The 15,418-nt window shown below is 34.7% G+C and carries 11 protein-coding genes; 4 read left to right on the plus strand and 7 right to left on the minus strand.

The features are described from left to right. Nucleotides 1-216: 216 nt before the first annotated feature. On the minus strand, nt 217-1,620 hold the full coding sequence (locus C8C83_RS09380; protein ID WP_121328080.1) for a di-heme oxidoredictase family protein: 1,404 nt from the start codon (nt 1,618-1,620) through the stop codon (nt 217-219). Between the two features lie 67 nt (nt 1,621-1,687). Continuing rightward, nucleotides 1,688-2,875 (minus strand): imelysin family protein, encoded by a 1,188-nt coding sequence (locus C8C83_RS09385; protein WP_121328083.1) that lies wholly within the window; start codon nt 2,873-2,875, stop codon nt 1,688-1,690. A 129-nt stretch (nt 2,876-3,004) separates the two neighbouring features. Here C8C83_RS09385 and C8C83_RS09390 point away from each other — a divergent pair, with 129 nt between their 5' ends. From C8C83_RS09390 to C8C83_RS09400, 3 genes are read left to right on the plus strand one after another with little or no spacing between them, the layout of a single operon-like run. Then, the gene (locus C8C83_RS09390; RefSeq protein ID WP_121328085.1) at nt 3,005-4,126 is read left to right on the plus strand and encodes an imelysin family protein; all 1,122 of its coding nucleotides are present in this window, start codon (nt 3,005-3,007) and stop codon (nt 4,124-4,126) included. A gap of 2 nt (nt 4,127-4,128) precedes the next feature. Then, nucleotides 4,129-5,496: an HTTM domain-containing protein gene (locus C8C83_RS09395; RefSeq protein ID WP_121328087.1), complete on the plus strand. Its 1,368-nt coding sequence runs from the start codon at nt 4,129-4,131 to the stop codon at nt 5,494-5,496. Further along, complete coding sequence (locus C8C83_RS09400) at nt 5,435-7,903, plus strand: TonB-dependent receptor (protein ID WP_347812781.1); 2,469 nt, start codon at nt 5,435-5,437, stop codon at nt 7,901-7,903. Before C8C83_RS09395 ends, C8C83_RS09400 begins: the two co-directional genes overlap by 62 nt. 603 nt (nt 7,904-8,506) lie before the next feature. Here C8C83_RS09400 and C8C83_RS09405 read toward each other — a convergent pair. The 5 genes from C8C83_RS09405 to C8C83_RS09425 form a co-directional block, all read right to left on the minus strand. Continuing rightward, nucleotides 8,507-8,629, minus strand: coding sequence for a FeoB-associated Cys-rich membrane protein (locus C8C83_RS09405; RefSeq protein WP_338140824.1), 123 nt, complete (start codon nt 8,627-8,629; stop codon nt 8,507-8,509). Between the two features lie 6 nt (nt 8,630-8,635). Beyond that, nucleotides 8,636-10,735: a ferrous iron transport protein B gene (gene feoB, locus C8C83_RS09410; protein WP_121328090.1), complete on the minus strand. Its 2,100-nt coding sequence runs from the start codon at nt 10,733-10,735 to the stop codon at nt 8,636-8,638. Further along, on the minus strand, nt 10,735-10,974 hold the full coding sequence (locus C8C83_RS09415) for a FeoA family protein (RefSeq protein ID WP_121328092.1): 240 nt from the start codon (nt 10,972-10,974) through the stop codon (nt 10,735-10,737). The genes feoB and C8C83_RS09415 overlap by 1 nt, the downstream gene beginning before the upstream one ends. A 103-nt stretch (nt 10,975-11,077) precedes the next feature. After that, the gene (locus C8C83_RS09420) at nt 11,078-11,743 is read right to left on the minus strand and encodes an SCO family protein (protein WP_121328094.1); all 666 of its coding nucleotides are present in this window, start codon (nt 11,741-11,743) and stop codon (nt 11,078-11,080) included. A 333-nt stretch (nt 11,744-12,076) separates the two neighbouring features. Then, nucleotides 12,077-13,003, minus strand: a complete 927-nt coding sequence (locus tag C8C83_RS09425; protein ID WP_121330004.1) for an EamA family transporter — start codon at nt 13,001-13,003, stop codon at nt 12,077-12,079. Between the two features lie 196 nt (nt 13,004-13,199). On the opposite strand from C8C83_RS09425, the gene C8C83_RS09430 reads away from it, so the two are divergent. Continuing rightward, the gene (locus C8C83_RS09430) at nt 13,200-15,260 is read left to right on the plus strand and encodes a M13 family metallopeptidase (RefSeq protein ID WP_121328096.1); all 2,061 of its coding nucleotides are present in this window, start codon (nt 13,200-13,202) and stop codon (nt 15,258-15,260) included. The last annotated feature ends 158 nt before the right edge of the window (nt 15,261-15,418 follow it).

Consider the following 15,418-nt stretch of genomic DNA (forward strand, 5'->3'; position numbering starts at 1 on the left):
GGGACAATAGAGCGGGTTTTTGTTCTTTTTACCAATATGTAATCCCTACGGGATTTATAATTTTACTCAGGGTTTTAATGGTTACTGTGACTGAATATTATCAAAAAACGGCTTCATGATTTGAAGCCGTTTTTGTTTTTAAATATATAGGAGTTGATTTTTTGTTTCAAAATCTTCGTATAAACTAGATTCTAATAATCTAAGTCAGTCTAAAAATTAAAGAGAATTAATAAACGCTAATAAATCATCACGATCCGCTTTGGGTAATTTCTTGTATTTATCTTTTGCGTTTTGAGCTTCGCCACCGTGCCATAAAATAGCTTCTTCAACATTTCTTGCTCTTCCGTCGTGTAATAGATTTGTGTGTTTATTTACAATTTGTATCAATCCAATTCCCCAAAGAGGTTGTGTTCTCCACTCAGATCCGGTTGCTTTAAAATCAGTTGCATTATCAGACAAACCTTCTCCCATATCATGTAACAATAAATCCGTATAAGGACGAATAGTCTGATTGCGAAGTGAAGTTATAGAATGCGTATTTCCGGTTTGAATCTTCGGAATATGACACGCTGTACATTGTATCGTTTCAAAAGTCTTTTTTCCTTTAAGAACATTTTGATCTGTAAAGTTTCTGCGAGCCGGAACAGCCAATGTTTGTGCATATAAAGCCATTCGGTTCAGGTTAATTTCTGAAATTTCAGGAGTTCCGCCATTTGGAATTTTTGTTAAATCAACTCCAAAAGGTCCGCTTTCATTTGGAAACAAAGTAGAAGTAATTCCCATATCACCAGACAAAGCTCCAGCAACTTGCTGACGTACATTTGGCTGATTGGCTTTCCATCCAAAACGTCCCATTTGTGTTGTATTGGTTGCAAAATCATGAACATAATTTGGTCTTCCTGAAACGCCATCTTTATTAGAATCGTTTTCATCGGCAAAACCAAGAATAGTGGCTTCAGGAATTGCTTCCAATAAACCTAATCCAATAATCTGATTTGCAATACGAGGTGAAATGTTCACATTTGCCAATGATCCGTAACCAAGATTAGTAACCGTATAAGTTGGTTTTTGTAAAGTAACAATAGTTCCATCAGCCAGAGTTTCTGAAATTTGCTGGTAAGCAATTCTATATTCGCCTTCAGGAGTTAATCCTAAATTCGAATTGTCTTGTAATTGTCCGCCATAAATAGGATCAGGAAAAGCAAGTCCGTTTGCATCTTGTCCGTTTAGCGAAAAGCGTAAAAGTAATCCTTTGCCTAATTCTCCGTCAAAAGCCGGTGGTCTTCCTCTACCATCTTTAAAGTGACAGCTTGAACATGAAATAGCATTAAAAAAGGGACCTAAACCGTCTCTTGCCGTTGTTGACGAAGGCGCAGAAACCCAGCTTTGTCTGAAAAAAGAATTTCCAACTCCAAAATCTGTTTGTTCGTCCAAATTCAAAGATGCTATAGAAAAGCCAAATGCCTCTTCGCTAACATTAAAAACGGTAGCATCTCCTCCAGAAAACTGTTCGCGATCTTCGGCCGTTAGCGGTGTATAATTATCATCATCGTTATTATTACTGCAGCTATAAAAGTTAAGGCTCAGAATAACAAGAAAATAAGTGGTAAAATTCCTCATGATATAATGCTAAAAAAGTGCTCCCGCAAAGGAACACTTTTGGTTTTAATTTTGTCTTACTATTTGATTAACCGTTTACAGTTATTCCAATTTTTGAAGCTCCTTTTAATAAAGTAGCGCCAAAATTAAGTAATTGCTGAACGGCAGTTTTTACTTTTGCACCTTCTGGAGAATCTGGTCCGCCAGAAATAGCCAAGTCAAACGGTGTCAAAATTGCAGCTACTTTTGTAGTAGAAGAATTTAATGAAGTTAAAGTCTCGTCGTAAGTTGCAGCATCAGCTTGTTTTACTAAATCTTCTAAAGATGGTCCTTCAACATTTCCGTATTTTCCTTGATAAACATTGATAACTCCTTGTAAATTCAAAGCAATATCTCTGTGTGTATTATCACTAAAACAAGAATGTTCGTCTTCCTGATCAGCATTTTGTAAAGCAACTTCCATACGCTCAATTGGTAATTCAGCAGTAACAAGAGTTGTAATTCCTAAATAGATATTTTTAATAGCAGTATCTTCTGGCATAGCAAGAAAAGCTTTTCTATAAGAACCGCCAGATTTCCATTGTTGAACTAAACTATCTAAATCATCAATCAATATGCTAGCACATGCCTTTAAGTAATCTGCTCTTCTACCTTGATTTGCAGCAGTTCCGCTTGCACCAGTTACATAATCAGTATAAGGCCTTTGTCCAGGTAATTTTGCAGATGGAGCAGTTAAATCTTGTCCCCACAATAAAAATTCAATAGCGTGATATCCAACACTAATGTTTTTTTCAGGGTTACTTCCTCCTGAATTTGCTTCAATTAAAACAGTTTTGTTGATCAAAGGAAATTCAGTTAAACTATTTATTATTCCTGCATTTGCAGAACCATCAACATAATCAATATAATTTTCGTCTAATGGCCAAGAATTCATATATGCTTCCGGTCCGTCTAATTCTTCATTATCAATTGGTCCATTTGCAAAACGAAAAGCTTCAGTAGTACCATAGCTCTCTCTTGATGCTTTCCAAGCAGTTTTAGCTGCTGTGAAATTTGCATTAGTTGGAGTTGCAGTAAATGTTTTGATAGCAGTTTCTAAAAGTACAGCGTCATCATAAGCTTGTTTGTAGTTAGCGTAAACGATGTTTGAGTAATTTTCAATAACTTGTTTTTTAGTAGCAGGGCTGTTAGAATCATTGTTGTCATTACTGCTGCAAGCAAAAAAAGTAAGTCCTGCGAATAACGCAAAAGCTACCTTTGGATATAGGTTTTTCATATTTCGGTTTATTTAGAATGATTAAATTCAAGCAAAAGTAACTATTTCTTACATTCTCCCAAATTTTATTTAGAATAAATATGCTTAAGTTAATTGCGCTTTTGTATTTTTGTCAAAATTTATATCAAAATGAAAAAAATAATTTTCCTTTTAGCTTTGATAGGAACTGTAATTGCTTGCTCATCAGGTGATAGTGGTGGAGATAATTCAGGTGGAAAAAATTATGATCGCGGTGCTCTTTTAACCAATTGGGCAGACAATATCATTATTCCGAGTTATGAAAATTACCAGTCAAAAGTGGCAACATTGTCAACAGACGCTGCAAATTTTACAGCTTCACCTACTACAACGACATTGCAAACCCTTAGAACAAGTTGGTATGAAGCTTATAAAGCCTATCAATATGTTGCGATTTACGGTTTTGGAAAAGCCTTAGATGTTAACTTGAAAGAAATCGCAAATACTTTTCCAACAAGTAAAACAGGCATCGAAGATAATATCACTTCAGGAACTTACAATTTAAGTCTGCAAGCACAATACGCTAAACAAGGTCTTCCAGCTTTGGATTATTTACTAAATGGTTTAGGTGCCGATGATGCGACAATCGTTACTTTTTATACTACAAATGCAAAAGCATCAAATTATAAAAAATATTTGGTTGATGTAACCGGAAAACTTAAAACCACTATTGACGCAGTTGTTACAGACTGGAAGTCGGGAGGTTACAGAGCAGCATATATTGCCAACACAGGAACTTCTGTAAGTGGTGCAGTAAATGTAACGACGAATAATTTTGTTAAGAATTTAGAGAAAGATATTCGTACGCTAAAACTAGGAATTCCGGCAGGTGTAGATTCAGAAGGAGTTAAATTCCCTGAAAAAACAGAAGCTTTATATAAAGGAAATGCTTCTACAGAATTGCTTAACATCTCACTAAAAGCTTCGCAAGATTTCTTTAATGGAAAGCATTTTAATTCAACGACAACAGGCGAAAGTTTAAAAACATACTTAGATTTTGTAAATGCTACTGCTGACGGGAAAAAATTAAGTGAGATAATCAACACACAATATGCGGCCGTTTTTACTGCAAGTAATAGTTTGAATGCAAGTCTGGCCGATCAGATTAATACAGATAACACCAAAGTTATTACAGCATATAAAGTTTTACAACTAACTGTAGGTTCTACAAAACTGAATATGCTGCAAGCGCTTAACATAACGATTGATTATGTAGATGGCGATGGCGACTAATAATGAAAAATAGCATTACAAAATATTTAGAAACGAATACTCATGCCGCAACGCTAGCTTTTTTTAGGCTGGCGTTTGGTTTTATGATGAGCCTCAGTTTGATTCGTTTTTTGAGTTATAATTGGGTTGAAAAGTTTTATATCGAGCCTGTTTTTCATTTTACCTATTATGGTTTCGAATGGGTGAAGCCTTTCGGGACGCCCACTTACCTGCTTTTTGTGGTAGCAATGCTTTCATCAATTGCTCTCGCAGTTGGTTATCGCTACAAAGTTGCATCAACGTTATTCTTCCTTAGTTTTACTTACGTTGAACTAATGGATAAGACAACTTATCTTAACCATTATTATTTTATTTCGGTGATAAGTTTCGTCCTAATTTTTCTACCGGCTAACGCTTATTTTTCAGTTGATGCTTATCGAAATCCTAAAATCGCCTTTCAAAAGATTCCGCGTTGGACAACTGATATTTTAAAACTGCTTTTAGGAATCGTATATTTTTACGCAGGTTTGGCAAAAATCAATTCCGATTGGCTTTTGAAAGCAATGCCATTAAAAATTTGGCTTCCAACAAATCATACCTTGCCAATAATTGGGAGTTTCTTAAATCAAAACTGGGTACATTTTGCCTTTAGCTGGAGCGGAATGATTTACGATTTAAGCATTCCATTTCTTTTACTTTACAAACGAACACGAACATTTGCCTTTATATTGGTTGTTATATTTCATGTATTAACCAAAATCTTATTCCCAATTGGTATTTTTCCCTATGTAATGATTGTAAGTTCATTGTTGTTTTTTGAAAGTGATTTTCATAAAAAATGGCTGAATTATATCGCCGGACTTTTTCATTTTAGTTTGAATATATTCGAAAACGGAAAAGAAAAAGTAACAGAGTTTACAGGACTTTACAAAGCCAAATTGGCAATTTTAGCTTGTTTTCTTATTTTTCAATTGACATTTCCATTTCGTTATTTATTATATCCCGGAGAATTATTCTGGACCGAAGAAGGTTTTCGTTTTTCATGGCGCGTAATGCTCATGGAAAAAGCGGGTTATACCCAATTTACAGTAAAAGACAGCAAAACCAAAAAACAGATTAAAGTAAACAACGGAAATTTTTTGACCGCTTTTCAGGAAAAACAAATGTCATTTCAACCTGACTTTATTTTAGAATATGCCCATTTTTTACACGATTATTATCAAAAACAGGGCTTTAACGATCCGGAAGTTCACGTAGAAGGCTACGTCGCACTCAACGGAAGATTGAGCAAACTTTATATAGACCAAAACATTAACCTCGCAAAAGAAAATGAATCATTCGATCACAAAACCTGGATCTTACCTTTCAATGATGAAATTAAAGGATTTTAGTTTTATTATATTTTTACTTTTTTCACTAAATGCCATTTCCCAAACCCACATTTCCGGAGTTTTAGTGGGAGAATCCGGTGAGAAATTATCCTATGTTGAAGTTTACAATAAATCAAACGGAAATAAAACTACCACCAACAAAGAAGGAAGTTTTGATATTGTATTGGCTATTCCAGGGATTTATACTTTCGTTTTTTACAAAGATGATTTCTCCGTTTTAGAACAGGAAATTTCAGCTCCAAGTTCTGGTTTGGTAATTACTTTGAACAAGATTACCAATTTGTCTGAAGTTGTTGTTAAGAATGAAAGAGATAAAGTTTTTGCACTTAATAAACTAAAAGACATTGAAGAAACGGCAATTTATGCCGGTAAAAAAACAGAAGTTGTTAAGGTTGATAAACTTACGGCGAATAAAGCGGCAAACAATCCGCGTCAGATTTATGCGCAAGTTGTGGGATTGACCATTAACGAAAGTTCAGATGGAGGTTTGCAATTGAGTATCGGTGGTCGTGGTCTGGATCCAAACCGAAGTGCCAATTTTAATACACGTCAAAACGGTTACGATATTAGCGCCGATGTTTTGGGTTATCCTGAAAGTTATTATGCAACGCCAACAGAAGCTTTGGACGAAATTCAGATTGTTCGTGGAGCGGCTTCTTTACAATATGGAACTCAGTTTGGAGGTTTGATTAATTTTAAAATCAAAAGTCCAAGTACAAAACCAATCGAACTTGTAGAACGCAATACCGTTGGTTCATATGGTTTGTACACCAATTTTACGAGTTTAAGCGGTACAAAAGGGAAGTTTAGTTATTATACGTTTTTCAATTATAAACGCGGAGATGGTTTTCGTCCGAATTCCGGATTTCATAGTACAAACTACTTTGCCAATTTGAATTATCAGTTTACTGAGAAAACATCCGTGCATTTTGATTATACGCGTTTTGATTATGTTGCACAACAAGCCGGTGGTTTAACGGATCAAATGTTTGAGCAGGATCCAACGCAAAGTAACAGAACCCGAAACTGGTTTGCTGTCGATTGGAATTTATTTGCATTGCGTTTCAAACACCATTTTGATAATGATGCCGATTTCTCTCTGCAATTATTTGGTTTGGATGCAAGTCGAAAAACAGTTGGATTCCGTCCAAATCGTGTTGAATTAGCAGATCCGGGTGGAGCGCGTGATTTAATTCTGGGTGATTTCGTCAATTGGGGAGCAGAAGCTCGTTACTTGAAAAAGTACAATATCAACGGAAATTCAAATGCTTTTCTGATTGGAGCTAAATATTATCAAGCGCAAAATACGGGAATTCAAGGTCCGGGAAGTTCAGGAAGTGATGCTAATTTTAATTTGGCTACAGCCGAATTTCCTCAATATGCTAATCAATCCGATTATAAATATCCAAATTTGAATTTTTCGGTTTTTGGAGAAAACATCTTTAAAGTATCTTCAAAATTCTCAATTACACCGGGATTTAGATATGAGAATATAAAAACGAAAGCGAACGGAAGTTATCGAAAAATTAATTTTGACGGCGCTGGAAATGTTATTTTAGATAAAACGGTTGTAGAAAATACTGTTAGAAACCGTGATTTCTTTTTGTTTGGAGTTGGTTTAAGTTACAAACCAAAGAACGGAATTGAGCTTTACGGAAACATTTCGCAAAACTATCGCTCCGTAACTTTTAGTGATCTTAGAACCGTTTATTCAAGTTATGCGATTTCAGACGATATTACCGATGAAAAAGGTTTCACCTCAGATATTGGGATTAGAGGTCAGATAAACTATAAAATCAGGTTTGATTCGAGTGTTTATGCTTTATATTACAATGATAAAATTGGAGATTACTGGACGAAAAGTGCTGCCGGAGTTCCAACTATGTTAAGAGATAATATCGGAACCGCCATTACATACGGTTTCGAAACCATGATTGATTGGAGTTTAAGCAAAACATTCTTTGAGGCAAACACTAATTTAATCTGGAATGTGTTTTCGAATGTTGCAATCACAGACTCTGATTATTTAAAATCTCAGGCTTTTGGTGTTAAAGGAAATAAAGTAGAATTTGTGCCGCTTTTTAATATCAAAACTGGAACAGGAGTTGGTTACAAAAATTTCATGTCGAGTATTCAGCTTACTTATGTAACATCGCAATTTACCGATGCAACCAATCAGACAGAGAGTACAAACTCAATAAGTAGCGGAATCGCAGGAAAAATTCCAACTTATTATGTTGCTGATTTTTCTTCTTCATACAAATGGAGAAATTGGAAGTTAGAAGCGGGAGTAACCAATTTTACAGATAACAAATATTTTACAAGACGTGCCACAGGTTATCCTGGTCCGGGAATTATTCCATCAGATACCAGAACGTTCTACACTACACTAGAATTTATATTTTAAAAGTATAGAGAATTCTAATTTTTACTTTAACGCCTTAATTCTGAAACTTCAGGATTAAGGCGTTAAAATTTTTAAGGGAGATCTTAAATTTAGTGATTTCACACAGAGAAATAAAAAATGATTGAGGCGGAAAAGAAGCCTAACATAAACCATAATAAGCGAGACACTCTGTTGTCACGGATTATCTCCATTTTTTCAAATTGCGGCATTTTTTTGGATTTTAAAGTTTCCTAAAATTATCCTTTATATTGCGTTTTAAGTACCTGTAGAGGCTATTTTTATATCAAAATAAGTCAAGAGTTCTTTTGTGAAATTTTAAGAAACGTTCTTTTTACAGCAAGCATTTTTAGAGCATTCTATAATAATACCACTATTAAATTACATCTTTAAACATAAAATTTTACACATAAAAAAGGACGGATAAAAATCCGTCCCTATAATATAATTGTAGCTTCAAGCTTTTCTGAGTAAAGTTCCGGAGGAACGATTTATTTTGTAGCAACGGATTTTAATCCGTTGAAGAATAATAATGGAATTTATTCCATTTAGTAAAAAGAGAAAAAACTTAGCCCCTTAGAATCTCAGAACCTTAGAACCTCAAAACTACGAACACCCGCAATTTCCGTCGCCGCAATCTTTCTTCTTTTTAGACTTCCAGAAGAACTTTTTTATTAAAAATCCAACGGCAATAAATAATATAGCAAAGGCAATAATTTCTTGTACCATGATTGTTTATTTTAAAAGTTGAAAGGTTATAAGCGCAACAAAATAGGCGAGTCCGCTCATAAGAACAAGTTGCATTGCCGGCCATTTCCAAGAGTTGGTTTCTTTTTTTGTAATCGCAAGTGTACTTGCACATTGCATTGCAAAAGCATAGAAAAGCAGTAATGAAATCCCAGACGCAAAATTAAAGATCTTTTTACCCGTTTGCGGATTTATTTCTTCTTGCATTTTGCTTTTTATAGTCGCTTCGTTATCACTGTTTCCAACGCTGTAAATTGTAGCAAGAGTTCCCACAAAAACCTCACGTGCAGCAAAAGAACTTATAATTGCAATTCCAATTTTCCAGTCGTAACCTAATGGCGCAATCGCAGGTTCGATTACTCGGCCCATAATTCCAATATAAGAGTTTTCCAGTTTTTGAGAAGCAACTTCATTTTCGAATTCTAATTCGGTTAGAGGTTTGTCTACAAAACGTTCTTTTACAATAGTTTCAGCTTCATTAAAGTTTTCTCCTGGACCAAAAGAAGCCAGGAACCATAAAATAACTGATATTGCCAAGATGATTTTACCGGCTCCAACAACAAACGCTTTCGTTTTTTCGACCACATTAATTCCAACATTCTTGAAAAGAGGCAGTTTATAACTTGGCATTTCAACAACGAAATACGTTTTGGCACTTATTTTTAGTATTTTATTTAAGATATAAGCAGAAAGAATTGCAGTTCCAAAACCTAAAAGATACAACAACATCAAAGCCAATCCTTGCATATTTAATATTCCGAAAAGGCGTTCATCCGGTATTACCAAAGAGATAATAATTGTATAAACGGGTAATCTTGCAGAACAAGTTGTAAACGGAGTAACTAAAATTGTGATTAAGCGTTCTTTCCAGTTTTCGATATTTCTTGTCGCCATAATTGCCGGAATTGCACAAGCCGTTCCTGAAATCAAAGGCACAACGCTTTTTCCGGAAAGACCAAACTTGCGCATGATTTTATCCATCAAAAAGACAACACGACTCATATAACCGCTTTCTTCCAGAATAGAAATAAACAGAAACAAGAAGGCAATTTGCGGAATAAAAATTATAACTCCACCAATTCCCGGAATGATTCCTTGCGAAAGTAAATCTGTTAGAATTCCGGTTGGTAATTCCTGAGCAGTCCAACTACTTAAGGATGCAAAAGTACTGTCGATAAAATCCATCGGGATCGTTGACCAGCTAAAAATCGATTGGAAAATCAAAAATAAGATGGCTAAGAAAATTACATAACCCCAAACTTTGTGCGTCAAAACACGATCAAGCTTGGCTCTGATGTCTTTTGCCATTGTTTCATCAACTTGTAAACCTTGTTTTAGAACATCATTTATAAATTGATAACGTTTTATAGTTTCTTTTTGCTGTAAGCGTTTTAATTCAGAATGCGATTTGGTAAAAGTGCTTCTGATTTCATTTCGATCTAAATTCGAAAAATTCACATCTTGCGTAATAACCAACCATAATTTGTATAATAATTGATTTGGAAAAGCATGTTGTAATTTCTCAAAATATTGAGCGTCAATAACCGAAGCATTCAGACATGGTTCATGCGGAATTGTTTTATAAGAGACAATTAGTTCTTTTAAATAATCAATTCCTAAACCTTTACGCGAGCTTACTAAAGCAATTTTGGTTTTTAGTTTTTCTTCCAAAAAAGGAATATCAAGCGTAATTCCTTTGCTTTCCATACGATCAGACATATTAATGACTAAAATCGTCGGAATTTCAAGGTCTTTTATCTGCGTGTAAATCAGTAGGTTTCGTTTCAGATTTTCAACATCTGTAACCACAACTGCCACATCAGGATATAATTTGTCGTTTTTATTTAGCAAAAGCTCGATTACAACACTTTCGTCCATAGAACTGGCATTCAAACTATAAGTTCCCGGTAGATCCAGAATATTAGCTTTGATGTTGTAAGGTAATTTACAGAAACCCATTTTTTTCTCAACAGTAATTCCGGGATAATTCCCCACTTGTTGATTTAATCCTGTAAGTTGATTAAAAACAGACGTTTTTCCAGTATTTGGATTCCCAATAAGGGCAACATTGATATTTTGAATGCTCATTACAAATTGGTTTTGATAAGTTCAACTTCAATTTCACGAGCAGTTTCAACACGAATGGCGACATGCGAACCATTAATATCTAAATATAGTGGATCTCCAAAAGGAGCAACTTGAAGTAATTGAACTAAATTACCCGGCAAACAACCCATCTCAAGTAGTTTTAAGGGAATCAAATCGATATCAAAATCTTTGATAATGGCTTTCTCGCCTTTTTTGAGGGTATGGATTGTATTTTGCAAGCTTATTTAGATTGAATTTAGATTGCAAAAATAGACAATTATTCTTTATTTCAAGGCATTTAACACTTTTGTAAATGCTAAATCTTTCTAAAAATAAGGGATTTTACTCCTGACACAAGAAATTGATGTCTTCTATAAGACGTTTAATTTCTTCTTTATTCGTTCCGTCATAAAAACCACGAACGCGTCTTTTTTGATCTACTAATACAAAATTCTCCGTGTGAACCATATCATACAATTGATCTGGTCGACCTAATTTTACGGCTAAATAAGATTTTCTTGCCATCGTATAAATCTCTTTTTTGTCACCCGTAACCAAGTTCCATTTGCTGTCTACAACATGATGTTTTATCGCGTAAGCTTTTAAAACCGGAATGCTGTCAACTTCAGGAAAAACAGTATGTGAAAGCAACATTACCTTCGGATTGTTTAAAATCTCTTTTTGAACTTCCTCCAGATTCGTTGACATTTTTGGGCAAATTGATCCGCACGTTGTAAAGAAAAAATCAGCTACATAAATCTTTCCTTCGTAGTTTTTCTGCGTAATCGTATCGCCGTTTTGGTTTACAAACTTAAAATCGGCAATTGTATGGTATTTGCTTTTGTATTGAATTGTACTATCTACCAATTCAGGATTTACATCGGCAGGATTGTAAATTGGTAATGTTTTTTGTGGCTTTAAAGCCGAATAAAATAAGGAAATTGTTACAGCAGAAAATACAATTAAAACAATAAAGAATTTTCGGTATTTATATAGAAGGGATTTCATAAATGCAATTTGGCGCAAAAATACGAAAAGAGGTTTTTAAAAAGCTAATTGTGTGTTGTTTTTAACAGAAGGTCCAGAAGACAGGATTGCGAAATGGTACGCGGATGACACGGATTCGCTATCGCGAAGACACGGATTTATGCGGATTTCTTTATTGTATAACTTTAATAAATTGGCGATTTACTTTGTGGGTCTTCGACTTCGCTCAGACTGACAATAGGAGTTTAAAAAACTTTGCGTCTCTGCGACTTTGCGAGATTAAAAAATAAATCCGTAATAAAAAATCCGCGTCTTCGCAAAGCGAATCCGTGTCATCCGCGTGCAATTCCGTAACTACTTCAACTTAGATTTTCGAATAGATTTATTCACCAGATACAATCCCATTAAAGTTACGGCAACGCCAATAATAATTGATTGTGTAAGCGGTTCTCCGAACATGAAAAACGCCAGAATAATTGCAACAATCGGATTCATGTAAGCATAAATACTACTGACTTCTGTGGGAAGATGTTGTAATGTATAAATAAAAGCAACAAAAGTCAGGATAGAACCAATGATTACCAAATAAGCAATTGCCCACCAAGATGTTAGTGGAATTTCGGATAATGAGATATTCATTCCTGCAGTTTCTGTTATTCCGAAAAGGATAAAACTTGAAACTAACATTTGTAATCCTAAACTAAAATACGGATTGAAACTTGCCGCTTTTTTCTTGGTATGCAAAATTCCAAAAGCCCATGTAATAGTGGAAGCGACAGAAAGAAAAATTCCAAATTGAAAATCTGGTCGCAGGAAATCACTAAGATGATCCGCAAAAATTATACAGATTCCGCCAAAGCAGATTAAAAGCCCTGTAACCGCCAATTTTGCAATACGTTCGCCTTTAAAAAAACAAATGATAACAATCCATATTGGGAAAATGGCACCAATTATAGCGCCCAATCCGCTGCTGATATATTTTACTCCCCAAGTACTTAAACCATTACTGCAACAGAAATTCAAGATTGCCAAAATCAGAATTGTGCTCCATTGTTTGCCTTTTGGCCAAGGTTCTTTTTTGATGATGAAATAACCAACATACATTATTCCGCCCAAAAACTGACGAATTGTTGCCAATTGTAAAGCCGGCATATGTTTTACTCCTTCTTTTGAAGCCAACCAGGTTGTTCCCCAAAAAAAGCTAACCCAAAATAAAGCCAGAATCGGAAGTCCGATCGCTTCAACTTTTCCTGAAAAGGCAGTTTGTATCCTAGTTTTCACGGTGTTATTTTTTTTAACAAATATTCTAAAAACAATTCCAATTAAAAAGGAAAACACGAACATATATTCATGAAAATATTAGGTGGTTTCAATGATGTATTTTCATCAAAAATGCGAGAATATTATTGCGGAATTTTAACATATTTTTTAGAATATTAACAATAAGTTTGTATGTACACAAAAAACACACTCGAAAATGAACAAACAGCTTGCTAAACCTTTGTTTTTTGCTTTTTCTGCAATACTTTCCTTTACTGCAGTTCAAGCTCAAAGCACAGCTACAAAAGAACCAGGGATTAATGTTTCGTATATGAATACGAAAATTAGCCCAAGCCAGGATTTTTTCCAATTTGTAAACGGAACCTGGTTGGATAAAACTGAAATTCCAGGTGACAGAACAACTTGGGGAAGTTTTAACGAATTAATCAAAAAAACAGATAAAGATGCAATGGCAATTTTGAAGGAAGCTTCAAAAAATCCAAAGTATAAATCGAATACCGATCAAGGTAAAGCGGTGAACTTATTCAATACAATTTTGGATACAGTTGGAAGAAACAAAAGAGGGATTGCGCCACTTCAGCCTTATTTAAAGAAAATCGATGCTATTAAAAACATCGCTGATCTTCAGAATTATTTGGTTGAAATGGAACCAGAAGGAGGAAATGACTTCTTTGGAATTTATATTGGTGCCGATGATAAAAACAGTTCTAAGAACTCTGTAGCTCTTGGTACAAGCAGATTAGGATTATCTGATAAAGATTACTACAATTCTGAGGATAAAGATTCTAAAGAAAAACGTGCAAAATATGAGGTTCACGTAGCAAGAATGATGCAATTTATTGGAGAAACTCCAGCAAAAGCAAAACAAAGTGCTGCTGAAATTTTAGCATTAGAAACTGCTTTATCAGCTCCAAGATTAGACCGTGTTGAGAGCAGAGACAGCCGTTTACAATACAATCCAATGACAGTTGCTGATCTTCAAAAGTTAACTCCGGCGATTAAGTGGGATGCTTACTTTACAGGTTTAGGTTTGGCAAAATTGGATAGCGTTATTGTAACAGAACCACGTTATATGAAAGCTGTACAAGTTATTCTTACTGAAAACAAAGTTGCACAATGGAAAGAATACCTGAAATGGACTTTATTAAACAGATCAACTTCACAATTAACAACAGATATTGAAACTGCAAATTTTGACTTTTACAGCAAAACTTTAAGAGGAGCGATTAAGCAATTACCTCGTGAAGAAAAAGCGTTATCAGTTGTAAACGGAAGCATTGGAGAAGCTCTTGGTAAATTGTACGTAGAGAAAGTATTTCCTGCTGAAGCAAAAACTAAAGCTTTGGATATGATTCATAATGTGATTTTGGCTTACCAAAACCGTATTAATAATTTAACCTGGATGTCAACTGCAACAAAAGCAAAGGCAATCGAGAAATTAAATAAAATTACCATTAAAGTAGGTTATCCTGATAAATGGAAAGATTACTCTGCTCTTGAAATTAAAAGTGTTGCTGAAGGCGGAAGTTATTTTGAAAACGTACGCAATTTATCAAAATGGACTTTTAAAGAAGACGTAGAGAAATTGAAAAAACCGGTTGATAAAACAGAGTGGGGAATGTCACCACAAACTGTAAATGCTTATTACAATCCATCTTATAACGAAATTGTTTTCCCAGCGGCAATCTTACAATCTCCATTTTACAACTACCAAGCTGACGAAGCTGTAAATTATGGTGGAATTGGAGCTGTAATCGGACATGAGATTTCTCATGGTTTTGATGATTCAGGAGCACGTTACAATGCCGAAGGAAATCTTGTTGATTGGTGGACTGCTGAAGATTTAAAACAATTTACAGCATTAGGAACTGCTCTTGCAGATCAATACAGTGCCTTAGAGCCTTTACCAGGAATTCACGTAGATGGAAAATTTACTTTAGGTGAAAACATTGGTGATTTAGGTGGAATAAATGCTGCATTCGATGGTTTGCAATTGTATTTAAAAGCACACGGAAGACCAGCTTTAATCGACGGATATACTCCTGAGCAACGTTTCTTTATTTCTTGGGCTACAGTTTGGAGAACTAAATCTAGAGACGAAGCGATTAAGAATCAGGTAAAAACAGATCCACATTCTCCTGGAAGGTACAGAGCTTATGTGCCGCTTCAGAATGTTGATGCGTTTTATGATGCTTTCGGAATTAAAGCCGGAGATAAAATGTATGTAAGTCCAGACAAACGAGTTAAAATCTGGTAATCTTTAAAATGATAAAAAAACGGCGCTAATTTTAGCGCCGTTTTTTGTTTAAGAAATTAAAATAGATGCTTTACTTTTATCATAATCTTTCAAATCAATTAGTTAAAATTGTAACATAAATTTTAAATGAATACTAATCGTTTATATATACTAAATAC

Origin of the sequence: Flavobacterium sp. 90, from assembly GCF_004339525.1 — a bacterium.
Taxonomy (GTDB): Bacteria; Bacteroidota; Bacteroidia; order Flavobacteriales; family Flavobacteriaceae; genus Flavobacterium.

What these genes read in the sequence shown, in the direction of transcription:
- C8C83_RS09420 (WP_121328094.1), bottom strand. Translation starts at nt 11,743, where the DNA reads ATGAAATCCCTTCTATATAAATACCGAAAATTCTTTATTGTTTTAATT.
- feoB (WP_121328090.1), bottom strand. Translation starts at nt 10,735, where the DNA reads ATGAGCATTCAAAATATCAATGTTGCCCTTATTGGGAATCCAAATACT.
- C8C83_RS09385 (WP_121328083.1), bottom strand. Translation starts at nt 2,875, where the DNA reads ATGAAAAACCTATATCCAAAGGTAGCTTTTGCGTTATTCGCAGGACTT.
- C8C83_RS09390 (WP_121328085.1), top strand. Translation starts at nt 3,005, where the DNA reads ATGAAAAAAATAATTTTCCTTTTAGCTTTGATAGGAACTGTAATTGCT.
- C8C83_RS09395 (WP_121328087.1), top strand. Translation starts at nt 4,129, where the DNA reads ATGAAAAATAGCATTACAAAATATTTAGAAACGAATACTCATGCCGCA.
- C8C83_RS09400 (WP_347812781.1), top strand. Translation starts at nt 5,435, where the DNA reads ATGAATCATTCGATCACAAAACCTGGATCTTACCTTTCAATGATGAAA.
- C8C83_RS09405 (WP_338140824.1), bottom strand. Translation starts at nt 8,629, where the DNA reads ATGGTACAAGAAATTATTGCCTTTGCTATATTATTTATTGCCGTTGGA.
- C8C83_RS09430 (WP_121328096.1), top strand. Translation starts at nt 13,200, where the DNA reads ATGAACAAACAGCTTGCTAAACCTTTGTTTTTTGCTTTTTCTGCAATA.
- C8C83_RS09380 (WP_121328080.1), bottom strand. Translation starts at nt 1,620, where the DNA reads ATGAGGAATTTTACCACTTATTTTCTTGTTATTCTGAGCCTTAACTTT.